Origin of the sequence: Marinobacterium sp. xm-d-530 (genome assembly GCF_013283365.1) — a bacterium.
Taxonomy (GTDB): domain Bacteria; phylum Pseudomonadota; class Gammaproteobacteria; order Pseudomonadales; family Balneatricaceae; genus Marinobacterium_E.
The window spans coordinates 573,439-587,036 of record NZ_WBYM01000001.1 but is presented as its reverse complement, the minus strand read 5'-3'; the positions used below and the strand labels follow the sequence as shown (position 1 = coordinate 587,036).

Annotated in this window: 14 protein-coding genes; 4 read left to right on the top strand and 10 right to left on the bottom strand. The window is 50.1% G+C overall.

Annotated features, from left to right (window positions below; translation table 11 throughout):
- Positions 1–37: 37 nt before the first annotated feature.
- The gene (locus XMD530_RS03030; protein ID WP_254446169.1) at positions 38–745 is read left to right on the top strand and encodes a 2OG-Fe(II) oxygenase; all 708 of its coding nucleotides are present in this window, start codon (positions 38–40) and stop codon (positions 743–745) included.
- Between the two features lie 46 nt (positions 746–791).
- On the opposite strand, the gene XMD530_RS03025 is transcribed toward XMD530_RS03030, so the two are convergent.
- The 3 genes from XMD530_RS03025 to XMD530_RS03015 form a co-directional block, all read right to left on the bottom strand.
- The gene (locus XMD530_RS03025; protein ID WP_173480090.1) at positions 792–2,957 is read right to left on the bottom strand and encodes a malate synthase G; all 2,166 of its coding nucleotides are present in this window, start codon (positions 2,955–2,957) and stop codon (positions 792–794) included.
- Between the two features lie 228 nt (positions 2,958–3,185).
- Positions 3,186–4,418, bottom strand: a complete 1,233-nt coding sequence (gene serA / locus XMD530_RS03020; RefSeq protein ID WP_173505825.1) for a phosphoglycerate dehydrogenase — start codon at positions 4,416–4,418, stop codon at positions 3,186–3,188.
- 221 nt (positions 4,419–4,639) lie between these two features.
- Positions 4,640–4,921 (bottom strand): pyrimidine/purine nucleoside phosphorylase, encoded by a 282-nt coding sequence (locus XMD530_RS03015; RefSeq protein ID WP_173480092.1) that lies wholly within the window; start codon positions 4,919–4,921, stop codon positions 4,640–4,642.
- A 111-nt stretch (positions 4,922–5,032) separates the two neighbouring features.
- Between XMD530_RS03015 and XMD530_RS03010 the strand changes: the two genes are divergently transcribed.
- From XMD530_RS03010 to XMD530_RS03000, 3 genes are all read left to right on the top strand, one after another.
- Positions 5,033–6,220, top strand: coding sequence for an MFS transporter (locus XMD530_RS03010; protein WP_173480093.1), 1,188 nt, complete (start codon positions 5,033–5,035; stop codon positions 6,218–6,220).
- Positions 6,221–6,285: 65 nt separating this feature from the next.
- A complete protein-coding gene (locus tag XMD530_RS03005) occupies positions 6,286–6,987 on the top strand; it encodes an SDR family NAD(P)-dependent oxidoreductase (protein ID WP_173480094.1) in 702 nt (233 codons plus the stop codon).
- Between the two features lie 17 nt (positions 6,988–7,004).
- Positions 7,005–7,418, top strand: coding sequence for a CopD family protein (locus XMD530_RS03000; RefSeq protein ID WP_173480095.1), 414 nt, complete (start codon positions 7,005–7,007; stop codon positions 7,416–7,418).
- On the opposite strand, the gene XMD530_RS02995 is transcribed toward XMD530_RS03000, so the two are convergent.
- The 7 genes from XMD530_RS02995 to argS form a co-directional block, all read right to left on the bottom strand.
- Positions 7,415–8,020: an SCP2 domain-containing protein gene (locus tag XMD530_RS02995; protein ID WP_173506700.1), complete on the bottom strand. Its 606-nt coding sequence runs from the start codon at positions 8,018–8,020 to the stop codon at positions 7,415–7,417. The two genes, XMD530_RS03000 and XMD530_RS02995, sit on opposite strands and share 4 nt — an antisense overlap.
- Positions 8,021–8,045: 25 nt before the next feature.
- Positions 8,046–8,801 (bottom strand): bifunctional demethylmenaquinone methyltransferase/2-methoxy-6-polyprenyl-1,4-benzoquinol methylase UbiE, encoded by a 756-nt coding sequence (gene ubiE, locus XMD530_RS02990; protein WP_173480097.1) that lies wholly within the window; start codon positions 8,799–8,801, stop codon positions 8,046–8,048.
- A 61-nt stretch (positions 8,802–8,862) separates the two neighbouring features.
- Entirely contained in the window at positions 8,863–9,240 is a 378-nt protein-coding gene (locus tag XMD530_RS02985; protein WP_173480098.1) for a gamma-butyrobetaine hydroxylase-like domain-containing protein, read from the bottom strand.
- 14 nt (positions 9,241–9,254) lie between these two features.
- Positions 9,255–10,583 (bottom strand): HslU--HslV peptidase ATPase subunit, encoded by a 1,329-nt coding sequence (gene hslU / locus XMD530_RS02980; protein WP_173480099.1) that lies wholly within the window; start codon positions 10,581–10,583, stop codon positions 9,255–9,257.
- Positions 10,584–10,593: 10 nt separating this feature from the next.
- Positions 10,594–11,124, bottom strand: a complete 531-nt coding sequence (hslV, locus tag XMD530_RS02975; RefSeq protein ID WP_173480100.1) for an ATP-dependent protease subunit HslV — start codon at positions 11,122–11,124, stop codon at positions 10,594–10,596.
- Between the two features lie 62 nt (positions 11,125–11,186).
- The gene (locus XMD530_RS02970; protein ID WP_173480101.1) at positions 11,187–11,837 is read right to left on the bottom strand and encodes an SPOR domain-containing protein; all 651 of its coding nucleotides are present in this window, start codon (positions 11,835–11,837) and stop codon (positions 11,187–11,189) included.
- A gap of 2 nt (positions 11,838–11,839) precedes the next feature.
- Positions 11,840–13,597, bottom strand: coding sequence for an arginine--tRNA ligase (gene argS / locus XMD530_RS02965; RefSeq protein WP_173505823.1), 1,758 nt, complete (start codon positions 13,595–13,597; stop codon positions 11,840–11,842).
- Position 13,598: the final 1 nt, after the last annotated feature.

The window sequence follows — 13,598 nt, the reverse complement described above, 5'->3', positions numbered from 1 at the left end:
TTGCTTTCTAAATGCTTGCTTATTCTCTGATTTAGGCATGAAATGCAGATCTTATCTTTTTGAGTTCATCCCTATGTCACCTGCTCAACCCCTAACTGAATTACAAACCTATGCAGATGAAGAGGTTCTATTTGAACAGATCGCCAATAACCTGCAAAGCCAAGGCTATGCCATCTGCCCAGCGTCACTGCCGATTGAGCTGGGGCAGGAGATCTGTGAACAGTTATACGGGCTAGATGAAACTGAGTTCACTGCCGCGGGTATCGGTCGTCAAGATCAGCACATGCACAATGAATTTGTGCGAACGGATCGTATCTGTTGGTTTACAGGCGAGACTCCGACAGGCGCTCGCTGGTTAGCTTGGGCAAATCGGTTACAAGGCTATTTGAACCGTCGTCTATTCCTAGGCTTGTTCTCATTTGAAAGCCATTTGGCTCACTACAGTGCTGGTGACTTCTATAAGCGTCACTATGATGCGTTCCGAGATCAGCGTAACCGGGTGCTGTCGATGGTCGTATACCTCAACCCTAATTGGGGTCCGGATGATGGCGGTGAGCTGGTGCTTTACCAAAATGATGCAGATACCGAAGGACTTAAAGTCACCCCATTAATGGGCACGGTTGTTCTGTTTTTGAGTGAAGAGTTTCCTCACGAAGTGTTACCCGCACAACGAGATCGCTACTCCATTGCGGGCTGGTACCGCGTCAACGGTACAACCCCAGATCGAGTCGATCCACCTAGATAAAAAAACGGGCCCTAGAGGCCCGTTTTTGATCGTGCGGAGTTATCTATTAACGAGCCGCTTTTAGCTCTAGACGACGTGCGTGTAGTGCTGGTTCTGTGTAGCCGTTTGGCTGTTTGCAGCCATCGATGACCAAGTCACACGCCGCTTTGAACGCGATGTTGTTATCGATGTCGTCGCACAGTGGCGTGTAAGTTGGGTCGTTCGCATTCTGGCGATCAACAACAGCCGCCATGCGTTTTAGAGTCTCCATTGCCTGCTCTTCTGAACAGATGCCGTGACGAATCCAGTTCGCGATGTGCTGACTAGAGATACGCAGTGTTGCGCGGTCTTCCATTAGGCCCACATCATTGATGTCTGGCACTTTAGAACAACCGATACCCGAATCAACCCAACGAACAACGTAGCCAAGGATACCCTGTGCGTTGTTGTCCAGTTCCGCTTGGATCTCTTCTGCACTCCACTGTGGGTTTCGCTCGACAGGGATGGTTAGGATATCGTCTAGTGAAGCGCGTTCGCGCTTAGCCAACTCTTCCTGACGACCGAAGACGTCAACCTTGTGATAGTGAAGAGCGTGCAGGGTTGCACCAGTGGGTGATGGAACCCATGCGGTGTTTGCACCCGACATTGGGTGGCCAATCTTCTGATCGAGCATGTTCGCCATCTGATCAGGCATCGCCCACATACCCTTACCGATCTGCGCTTTACCGCTTAGGCCACAAGCAAGACCGATATCTACGTTCCAGTTTTCGTAAGCAGCAATCCAAGAGGCTGCTTTCATATCACCTTTGCGAATCATTGGACCCGCTTCCATCGAGGTGTGGATCTCGTCGCCGGTGCGATCTAGGAAGCCAGTGTTGATGAAGACAACGCGCGAGCTTGCGGCACGGATACACTCTTTCAAGTTGATCGTTGTACGACGCTCTTCGTCCATGATGCCAACTTTAATGGTGTTCTCTGCTAGGCCTAGTGCCTGTTCAACGCGACCCATAAGCTCGTTGGTGAAGGCCACCTCTTCAGGGCCGTGCATCTTCGGCTTAACGATGTAGATAGAGCCTGTGACGGTGTTGTTGAATTTGCCATTGTGCTTCACGTCGTGGATAGAGATCGTTGACGTGATCATGCCATCCATGATGCCTTCAGGTACTTCGTTACCCTCTTTGTCGATGATCGCGTTGTTGGTCATTAGGTGGCCAACGTTACGAACGAACATCAAAGAGCGGCCCTTCAGTGCCATAGGCTGACCATCTTTACCGGTGTATTCACGATCACCGTTGATGGTACGAGTGAATGATTTGCCACCTTTTTCGATGGTCTCGCTGAGTGTGCCTTTGATCAGACCCAACCAGTTGCGGTAAACCAGCGTCTTATCTTCAGCATCAACCGCAGCAACAGAGTCTTCACAGTCCATGATGGTTGTTAGCGCCGACTCCATCACAATGTCTTTAACGCCGGCTTTGTCTTCAGAACCGATCTGGCTTGATGCGTCGATCTGGATTTCAAAGTGCAGACCGTTGTTGATCAATAGAACCGATTCTGGAGCTGCAGCATCGCCTTTGTAGCCAACGAACTGCTCAGGGTTAGCCAGAGCAACGGCTTGGCCACCAATGGTAGCTACCAGTGAACCCTCTGCAATGGTGTAGGCTGTTACATCAGCGTGTGAACCTGAGGCAAGTGGTGCGGATTCGTTAAGGAAGTCGCGGCCGAATGCGATTACCTTAGCACCACGGGCTGGGTTGTACTCTTTAGTGATCTCGGCACCGCCATCGGTAGAGATCGCATCGGTACCGTACAGCGCATCATATAGGCTGCCCCAACGAGCGTTAGCCGCGTTAAGTGCAAAGCGTGCATTCATTACCGGTACTACCAGCTGTGGACCAGCCATGGTCGCCATCTCAGGATCGACATTCGAGGTCGTGATCTTAAAGTCAGGACCTTCCTCAACCAGGTAGCCAATCTCTTTTAGGAAGGCTTTGTACTCAGCAAAGTCGTAACCATCCTGATGCGCGCGGTACCACTCATCCATCTGCTCTTGGATCTGATCACGTTTAGCCAGCAGTTCGCGGTTGCGAGGCGCTAGATCGTGAATAATTGATGCGAATGAGCTCCAAAATGCATCGGTGCTGACGCCTGTGCCTGGAAGTACTTCGTCGTTAACGAAAGTGTAGAGTTCTGTAGCGACCTGTAGGCCATTAACTTCGGTACGTTGAATCATAATTACTCCTGAGTTTCGCGTAGGCCGGCATCTTTTCGCCGATGGGGTCGCGGTTTCAATTTGTGCTATGCAACATTAAACGACTGCTGCTTATATGTAACCCACCTTTAGTCTCAAGTGTGAAATGTTCTATTTCATACTGTGGAAAATGGGTCTTTTTTTCGTAGTGTGAAATTAGAAATGAAAAAGCCCAGCATCGCTGGGCTTTGGTCACTCTTTAAAGTCGACTTAGAAGAGTCGGCGGCAGCGAATCGTGCCATCAATTTCAGACAGTTTTTCAACCGCAATTTTTGAGCTGTCAGCGTCGACATCGATCACAACATAGCCCACTTTTTCATTGGTCTGCAGGTACTGACCGACGATGTTGATGTCATTTTCCGAGAAGATGTTGTTGATCTTAGAAAGGACACCCGGCACGTTTTTGTGAACGTGAAGAAGGCGGTGTGCATTGTTGTGGCCAGGAAGAGCCACCTCTGGGAAGTTAACCGAGGTGATCGACGAACCGTTGTCAGAGTACTTAACCAGCTTCTCTGCCACTTCGTAGCCGATGTTCATCTGCGCTTCCATTGTAGAACCGCCCACGTGTGGAGTTAGGATGACGTTATCGAACTTGCGTAGAGGGCTAATGAACTCGTCGTCGTTTGAGCGTGGCTCAACTGGGAATACGTCGATCGCAGCGCCCAGTAGTTTGCCGCTCTCTAGCGTTTCACAGAGTGCATCGATATCAACCACGGTTCCGCGAGCTGCGTTGATTAGGATTGAGCCCTGTTTCATCGCTTCAAACTGAATTGGCCCCATCATGTTCTGTGTTGCAGCAGTCTCTGGAACGTGAAGCGAGACAACATCACACATGCCTAGAAGCTCGTGCAGAGTGCCGACCTGTTTCGCATTGCCCAGTGGCAGCTTAGTGATGACGTCGTAGAAGTAGACCTCCATACCCAGGCCTTCAGCCATAACACTTAGCTGAGAACCGATGCTACCGTAACCGATAATACCGAGCTTCTTACCACGCACTTCGAAGCTATTCTTAGCCGTTTTCTGCCAACCACCACGGTGTGCAACCGCATTTTTCTCTGGTACACCGCGCATCAGCATGATGGTCTCAGCAAGAACCAGTTCAGCCACAGAGCGAGTGTTTGAGTAAGGTGCGTTGAAGACCGCTACACCGCGTTCAGTCGCTGCTTGCAGATCAACCTGGTTGGTGCCGATACAGAAACAGCCAACTGCGACCAGTTTTTCGGCCGCATCAAATACTTTTTCAGTCAGCTGAGTGCGCGAGCGAATGCCAACGAAATGAGCATCAGCGATGCGCTCTAGTAGCTCCTCTTCTGGAAGCGAGCCGGTGTGGAACTCAATGTTGGTGTAGCCTTGCGCGTTCAATGTATCAACGGCTGACTGGTGCACACCTTCCAATAGAAGAATTTTAATTTTGCCTTTTTCTAGAGACGTCTCTTTGCTCATTTTTGCCACTCGATTCTGAGGTTTAACCACTAGGGCTTAAAAATTTAGGGGCGCGATTATAGCACAAACGGGCGATTGGTCGGCTTTTATACAATCGTAGTGGGCGAAATATTCTCAGGTTAAGCTGAAGAATTTTGATTTAACAGGCGCCATTTTGTTCTGAACGAATCTTTAGACATAAAAAAGCCCTCTTTAAGAAGAGGGCCTTTTAAAAATGCCGGTTAGCTGTAGTAGCAGAGGTAAGCAGTTGCTGTTGCTACTTTGACATCGAATGAGCTGTTAGCGGGAACATTGAACTGGCTGCCAGCTGGAAAGCTTTGGAATTCAGTGGCTTCAGGGAGGCGAACAACCAGTTCACCGTGTACCACCTTCATTACTTCGTTCTGGCTAGTGCCAAACGTATATTCACCCGGTGCCATAACACCAGAGGTCACAGGACCGTCGGCTGACTCGAAGCCGATCGATTTTACATTGTCATCAAAGTAAGAGTTAACTGACAGCATGGGTGTCTCCTAAAAAATTGAACGCAAATAGTATTCAGAGTTGTTGGGTTTGTCACTACCGATCTAAAGGAGTAGGCTTCGCCCATTCATTGCACGGATTGCAGATTAACCATGATTGAAGCGAACAGCCGCGAATATTGGCGTGCCACCTTGGCCCTCTGTTTAGGGTCGTTCATGATTTTTGCCAATGTCTACATCACTCAACCTCTCCTACCGACCCTAGCCGAAGAGTTTCAGGTCTCAGCGCTAGAGGCCAGTTGGACCTTCACCATCACTACGCTGACCTTGGGTCTATCCTTGTTGTTCTACGGTGCACTGTCAGACTCTTTAGGGCGTCGAGGCATCATGATTCTGACGCTGGCGGGTGTGATGGGCTGTGGATTTGCGTTGAGTCAGGTTGAAGGCTATCACCAACTTCTAATACTACGGGCCGCTCAAGGGCTTTTATTAGGTGGGTTGCCTGCCATTGCTATCGCTTACATGAACGATGAATTTACTCCACGCGCACTCTCTTTGGCGGTGGGTCTGTACATTGGCGGTAACACCCTTGGGGGAATTGGCGGTCGCTTAATTGGTGGCTTTGTGGGTGAGTCATTGGGGTGGCAAGGCGCCTTTCTAGTGATGGCGCTGATCAGCCTAGCCTGCGTGGCGACCTTTGTTTATCTGCTACCTAGATCGAAACGCTTTGAATCCAGACCGTTAAGAGTAGGCCCCATGCTACGATCAATGGGCGATCACCTCTCCAATCCGATGTTGCTGAGCGCGTATCTCATTGGCGGCCTCAACTTCTTTATCTTCATTAATCAGTACAGCTACATTACCTTCGTTTTGGCGGATGATCCCTACAACTTGCCTGCCAGTCTGCTGGGTATGTTGTTTTTGACCTATCTGACCGGCACTTTTGGCTCAGCCATTTCGGGCAAAGTGTCAGACTATCTTTCTCAGCCGAGAGCGATGGCGTTGGGTATTGCCATTTTAGCGGTGGGCAGTTGTGTCACTCTGTTTGATTCGCTCATTATGATCATCATCGGCTTCTTAATTAATAGCTTTGGCTTCTTCTTTAGCCACTCTACTGCCAGCAGTTGGGTCAGCAAGCAAGCAACGCATGCCAAAGCGAGCGCCTCTTCACTCTATCTACTCTTCTACTACCTCGGCGCTAGTCTGGGTGGTTTCTATCTGCAGCCCTTCTGGTCGATCTGGCACTGGCCAGGTGTGATTTTAGGCTCTTTGATCGTGTTAGTTCTGACCTTCAGCTACTCAATCCGCTTAGAGAGAAAACGTCAGGCCCTTGCGGGTTAGAGAACCTGACAGCAGTTTGCATCCAGAACGCTGTTTAACGCGTATCTTTTAATTTTGGACGCACCATGGCCGATCTTTTAATCATAGGCAGTGGCGGAATTGGTCAGGCGTTTGCTGAACAGTCCACCATTCGCAGCCCTGACACTCGAGTGCTCACAACTACAAGATCCTCATCGGGTGACGAGCCGATAGTCCTTGATCTAACCGATACTAATACTTTTAAGCCCTGTATCGATCAGTTGAAAGAGCTTGAATTTGATCCCGTTAGAATCATTTTTTCTCAAGGTTTGCTGCACAACGAGACTCAACGTCCAGAGAAGTCTCTGCGCGAAATAGATCTTGATTGGATGACACAAGTAATGCAGGTCAATGCCCTCGGCCCAATGGCGTTTCTGGCCCAGTTGATGCGTCTTATTCCGCGTCAGTCAGAGCTGCAGATCGCTTTTCTATCGGCACGTGTTGGCAGTATTTCCGATAACCAACTAGGCGGTTGGTACGGCTATCGAGCATCTAAAGCGGCTCTGAATATGCTGATTAAAACCCTCAGTATCGAACTTGCAAGAACTCACCCTAAGGTTCAACTGTTGGCGCTGCACCCAGGTACAACCGATACAGAACTATCTAAACCCTTTCAGGCCAGAGTACCGGAAGGTAAACTCTTTACTACGACCTTTGCCGCCAGTGCGCTACTGGATGTTATGGAGAGTGCTCGCGGGGGGCAGAGTGGTCAATTTTTAGCTTGGGATGGCTCTTCAATACCCTGGTAAGCCTTTAAGGAGTTTGTATGCTTTGGATTAAGATGTTTCACATTCTGGCGATGACGAGCTGGATGGCCGGTATTTTCTATCTACCTCGTATATTCGTGCACTATGTAGAGGGTAAGGCTGCAGGGCAAGATGTTGCGCGCTTGTCGATTATGGCGTCAAAACTCTACGGTTTTATGACCATTATGGCGATTTTCACACTGGGCTTAGGGCTCTGGTTATGGCTAGGATATGGCTTTAGCGGTGGCTGGATGCACGCTAAATTGCTGTTTGTTGGTTTTTTGATCGGTTTCCATTTCTGGTGTCGATCTTACTTACAGAGACTAAAGCGCGATGAGCTTACTCAGAGTGGCCGTTACTTTCGACTCTTTAATGAGTTACCACTACTCATCTTCGTGCCGATACTTATCTTTGTTGTTGTGAAGCCTTTCTAAGCGCCTTTTAACAACCTCTCTAAACGGCGCTCGATCAACTCAGCTCTCTGCTTCAGTTGTCGAGTGTCGTCAATAAACCCTTCAAACTCAACGCGCGTTGGCAGCAAGTTGATCTCCTCTTGGAGGTACTCTTTGGCGGTCGTTGTCAGAGTCTGACGACTGCTGTTTGCCCACTCGATCGACTGATTGATCGGCTTCATAACTATAGCGGCAGGAAGATCACCGATTTGATCTGCTAACCAAGTTTCCCAGTCTAGGCTTGGGTTATCAAATGCGTGAGAGAGGCGTTGTAGCAGCGCGGAATCGCCTTTTACCTCGACGCCTTGGCCGAACATGACGCTATTGGGGTCATTCAGCAGTTTAAGCAGATCTGAGGCTGCTCCCGTTAAATGAGTGGTAGGTTCGCCATCGAATTCACGCATGACGGCGACTTGGTCATCGCTAAAAATCAGTGTGATTCTCAGCTCTTGTGGTAGCAGGGTGATTCCTAAACTCTGACCGGCGAGCTTGCTGAGCGTGTTACGAGCGCTAGGACGCGTAGCGAGATAAGCGTTTATCGCTGATTCAATGGAGCCTGTTAGAGTCGCATCGATCAGATTCATAAACCTCTCCTCTCAACCGACTCTGTTAGGGTTTAATCCCAGTGTGAAGTGCGACAATGCCTTGGGTCAGGTTGCGGTAACGCGTCTGAACAAAGCCGGCACTGTCCATCATCCCTTTCAGAGTCTCTTGATCAGGATGCATGCGAATCGATTCTGCCAAGTAGCGGTAGCTTTCGGCATCGTTAGCAATCAACTGCCCCATTTTCGGCAGTAGATTAAAGGAGTAGAAGTCGTAGGCTTTTGTCAGTAGTGGGTTCTCAGTTTTAGAGAACTCCAACACCATCAATTTACCGCCTGGCTTCAGTACCCGATTCATAGAGCGCAGTGCAGCGTCTTTGTCGGTCACGTTGCGGAGGCCAAAGGCGATGGTGATGATATCGAAGGTGTTGTCTTCAAAAGGGAGGCATTCGGCATTGGCTTGAACGTACTCAACGTTGCCCGCAACGCCTTTATCGATCAGTTTGTCGCGACCCACTTTTAGCATGGAGTCGTTGATATCCGCCAACACCACCTTGCCTGATTGGCCAACGATCTGTGCAAAGCGGCGTGTTAAATCACCTGTTCCGCCAGCGATATCGAGAATTTTATGTCCAGGACGAGCACCGGAACTTTCGATCGTAATGCGCTTCCAAATACGGTGAATACCGCCCGACATCAGATCATTCATCACGTCATACTTAGCGGCTACCGAGTGAAATACGTCGGCAACACGGTTAACTTTTTCATCAACCGGTACCTCTTGGTAGCCAAAGTGCGTGGTGTTTTTCTGATTGTCTGACATGGGGTTGGATCCACTTAACTGTTCAATGGGGCTATTGTAACGACTGAGTGGGAGCTTGTCGTTAACCTATCGCAATCATTCCGTTGTCTCGGCTAGCACCGGCTGCATCAAGTCGAGCGAGATAATCACTCCAATACTGCTGTTGATTGTGCGCTAGGTCGTGGAGGTAGGCCCAGGTATAGAGCCCAGAGTCGTGCCCATCATCAAAGATCAGCTTCAGAGCATAGTTGCCGCTTGCTTCGACACCTTTAAGTCCAACCAAGCGCTTGCCAGTCTGAAGGACCTCTTGACCAATGCCATGCCCACGAACCTCTGCAGAGGGGCTATGAACACGCAAAAACTCTGCGGTCAGCTCATAGTTGCCATCTTCATAAACCAACTCAAGAGTCTTAGAGCGCTTGTGAAGATGGATCTGTTTAGGCATGGGCACAGAACTCATGGGGTAACCTCGTATTACAGAATGTAGTGACTCAAGTCCTCGTCGGCGCTCAGTTCACCAAGGTATTGGTCTACAAAGTTACGATCAATTTCGACGGTTTGACCACTCTTATCCGCAGCGCTGAAAGAGAGCTCCTCAAGTAGGCGCTCCATCATCGTGTGCAGACGTCGTGCTCCAATGTTTTCGGTCTTCTCGTTCACCGACCAGGCGAGCTCGGCGATGCGCTGAATCCCCTCTTGAGTAAACTCAATCGAAACGCCTTCAGTAGCCATCAGGGCTTTATATTGCTCTGTAAGAGCGGCTTTGGGCTCGGTCAAAATACGAGAGAAGTCTTCTGGTGTCAGTGCTTCCAGTTCTACACGAATCGGTAAGCGACCTTGGAGTTCTGGAATCAGATCTGATGGGCGAGCCAAGTGGAAGGCGCCTGACGCAATGAACAGTATATGATCGGTTTTGATCATGCCGTGCTTCGTGCTGACCGTACACCCTTCGATTAGTGGTAGAAGATCTCTCTGTACCCCTTCACGTGATACGTCAGCGTTACCAGACTCGGCGCGTTTACACACCTTGTCGATCTCATCTAAGAAGACAATGCCATTCTGCTCTACCGCTTCTAGCGCTTGCTGTTTGAGGTCGTCCTCTTTAATCAGCTTAGCGGCTTCCTCTTCGGTTAGAAGCTTGAAGGCTTCTGATACTTTAAGACGGCGCGACTGCTTCTTATCCTGCCCCATGTTGGCGAAGAGGCTCTGCAACTGATTCGTCATCTCCTCCATGCCTGGTGGTGTCATGATCTCAACACCAACTTTGGGTTGAGCAATTTCAATATCGATCTCTTTATCGTCGATCTGACCTTCACGCAGCTTTTTGCGGAAGATTTGGCGGGTTGCTGAGTCTGTTTTGTCTAGCTCTTCACTACCGATAGGGCGTGCTTCAGGTAGCAGTGCGTCCAGAATGCGCTCTTCTGCAGCCTCTTCAGCACGGAACTTGTTCTTCTCGATCGCCTGTTCACGCAGCATTTTGATCGATTGGTCGACCAGATCGCGGATGATGGTCTCAACATCACGACCCACATAGCCGACTTCGGTGAATTTTGTCGCTTCAACCTTAATGAATGGAGCGTTGGCAAGCTTCGCCAAACGACGTGCAATCTCAGTCTTACCCACACCGGTTGGACCAATCATAAGAATGTTCTTTGGGGTAACTTCTCCGCGCATCTCTTCATTCAGTTGCATGCGGCGCCAACGATTACGCAAGGCAATTGCAACAGAGCGCTTAGCGGAATCCTGACCAATAATGTGACGATCGAGTTCTGATACGATCTCGCGAGGGGTCATAGCTGACATAAAAGGCTCCTTAAGCGACAGACTCGAGTTGTTCGATGGTTAGGTTGGCGTTAGTGAAGACACAGATATCTGCTGCGATCTGAAGGCTCTTCTCAACGATGTCACGTGCGTTTAGTTCACTGTTATCGACCAGCGCGCGAGCTGCAGCAAGGGCATAGTTACCCCCTGAACCGATCGCAATAACACCGTCTTCAGGTTCGATCACATCGCCGCTGCCGGAGATAAGAAAGGTCTTCTCAGAGTTGGCCACCAGCATCAAGGCCTCTAAACGACGCAACACTCGATCCGAGCGCCACTCGCGAGCAAGGTGGATAACCGCGTTCACAATGTTGCCTTGGTGTTTATCAAGCTGTTGCTCAAATAGATCGCGAAGAGTAATCGCATCGGCAGTACTACCAGCAAAGCCTGTGATGACTTTGTGTTTATCGATGACATTAACTTTACGGGCGCTACCTTTCATTACGGTATTACCCAGAGAGACTTGGCCGTCGCCGCCTACAACGACTTGATCACCGCGGCGAACAGAAACAATAGTGGTCATTAGAGATTTTCCCAATCATAAGCTTATCTGCATTTATTGGGATGAATCGCCCGTTTTCAAGGCTAGTTTACTTTGCGCTTAACTGGGTGGATGTTCAGCTTTTCGAGTTTGGCTGTGGCGCTTTTTAACTCGTTATAGGTCGAGAAGTTTCCAGTCGATACTCGGTACCAAACGCCGTTGCTCCCCTCTGTACGGGACATGGTCACGTTTGGCAGGCCAGAAAGTGCCAGTCGTGCACGCTGAGCTTCAGCATCGCGTGCATTGCGGAATGAGCCTGTCTGCAGTCGGTAAACGGCATCCAGTGAAGCCGTTTTGGGGGTCGAAACATAGGCTGACTCTTCAGGTGTTTGGACTTCGCTCTCTTCTAATAGCTTGTAGAAACCAAACCGCTCATCCTGTGACTCTAGGTCGATGTTATCTAAAGGCAGAGATTCCCCAGGTTGTCGGGGTTCGACTTTAGCGGGAATCACGGGCTCCAGTGTTGGAACCTGCTGAACCGCTTTGCTATTGCTCGTTGGTGCCGGTTGTTTAATCAAAAAGAAGATCAGACCAGCAAGCAGACCCAAAGCCACGACAACAGCAAGCACTAAACCTGCAGATACTCCTGAAGGTTGAGGAGCAGCCGGTGTTTTGCGAGCGCTCGAAGTGGTACGAGTGGCACCAGCTCGAGGCCTATTTGACTTGGGTTTGGATGCAAAGTCTCGATTCGACATGGTTACATCTGTTCAGGTGCTGACACACCCAAAATGGTGAGACCGTTTGCGATGACTTGGCGCACCGCCATGGAAAGCGTGATGCGTGCATTACGCAGTGCTTCATCCTCAATCAGCATCTTATGGCCGTTATAGTAGGCGTGGTAATCCGACGCGAGGTCACGCAGGTAGTTAGCCAGTTGGTGGGGCTCGAAGTTGGCTGCAGCCTGTTTAACCGTCTCTGGGTATTTGCTCAGTGCGGTCACAAGGTCACGCTCCGCTTCGCTATCCAAACGCTCCAGTGATGCTAAGCCCATCGCTTGGTCCCAAGCCATCCCTTCACTCTCTAATTTGCGCAGTACCGAGCAGATGCGAGCGTGAGCGTACTGGATGTAGTAGACCGGGTTATCCTTAGACTCTGACTTGGCAAGGTCTAGGTCAAAGTCCATGTGCTGATCGGCTTTACGAGTAACATAGAAGAATCGACAAGCGTCATTGCCCACCTCGTCGCGAAGCTCACGCAGTGTGACGAATGAACCTGAACGAGTCGACATCTGAACGCGCTCGCTACCACGGTAAAGTATGGCGAACTGAACCAGTTTCACGACCAGACGCTCTGGATCGTATCCAAGTGCCTGAATGGCCGCTTTGACACGAGTGATGTAGCCGTGGTGATCGGCACCCCAGACGTTAATGACCGTTTGGAAGCCGCGCTCAAACTTGTTCATGTGGTAGGCGATGTCAGAGGCAAAGTAGGTGGTTTGGCCGTTGGCACGTTTAACCACACGATCTTTATCATCTCCGAAATCGGTCGATTTGAACCAGATATTGCCACCCTCTTCGTAGAGGTAGCCCTTATCATCAAGGCGTTTCAGTGCCTCATCAACATCACCGCTGGAAGTCAGTGAGCGCTCACTAAACCAGCACTGATAGTTCACGCCGAACTCACCCAAGTCTTCGCGAATATCGCCTAGGATAGAGTCCAGGCCGGCATCGAATAGGGTTCTGTACTGTGCGCCAAGGATGTTTTGAGCGCGATCGATAAGCCCATCGATGTGAAGCTCTTTATCGCCGCCTGCCGGTTCATCAGCAGGGACATCGAGATAGAGATCATCGAGTGAACACTGCAGTGCATCACCCTGAGTGGCTTTTAAGCTAGCAGCGATGTCACGAATGTACTCACCCTGGTAGCCGTTGGCTGGGAAGGTGATGGTATCGCCAAGCAACTCGAGGTAGCGAAGAAAGACGCTGACCGCCAGAATGTTCATTTGGCGACCCGCATCGTTGACGTAGTACTCACGCTCAACGTTCATACCACCGGCTTCCAGTAGGTCGGCCAGTGTTGCACCGTAAGCGGCACCGCGGCCATGACCTACGTGCAATGGTCCTGTTGGGTTAGCAGAGACAAACTCTACCTGTACACGATCATCGCTGGTTGGTTTACTGCGGCCAAACTGGTCAGTCTGCTCCAGTACATCGGCAACTACTGAGTAGATTGCAGCATCGTTGACAAAGAAGTTGATGAAGCCAGGACCAGCGATCTCAGCTTTATCAACGACCGTTGAAGCTGGAAGAGCTTGCAAAATCATCTCTGCAATAGCGCGTGGGTTTTGGCGAGCCGGTTTGGCCAGTGTCATCGCAAGGTTGGTCGCAAGATCACCGTGCGCCTTGTCACGTGTGTTTTCAACTTGGATGTTTGGCTCAAGATCAGCAGGGAGTTTGCCCTCTGCTTTCAGTGCTTCAATGGCGCCGTTTAACAGGAGCGCTATCTGTTCTTTCATG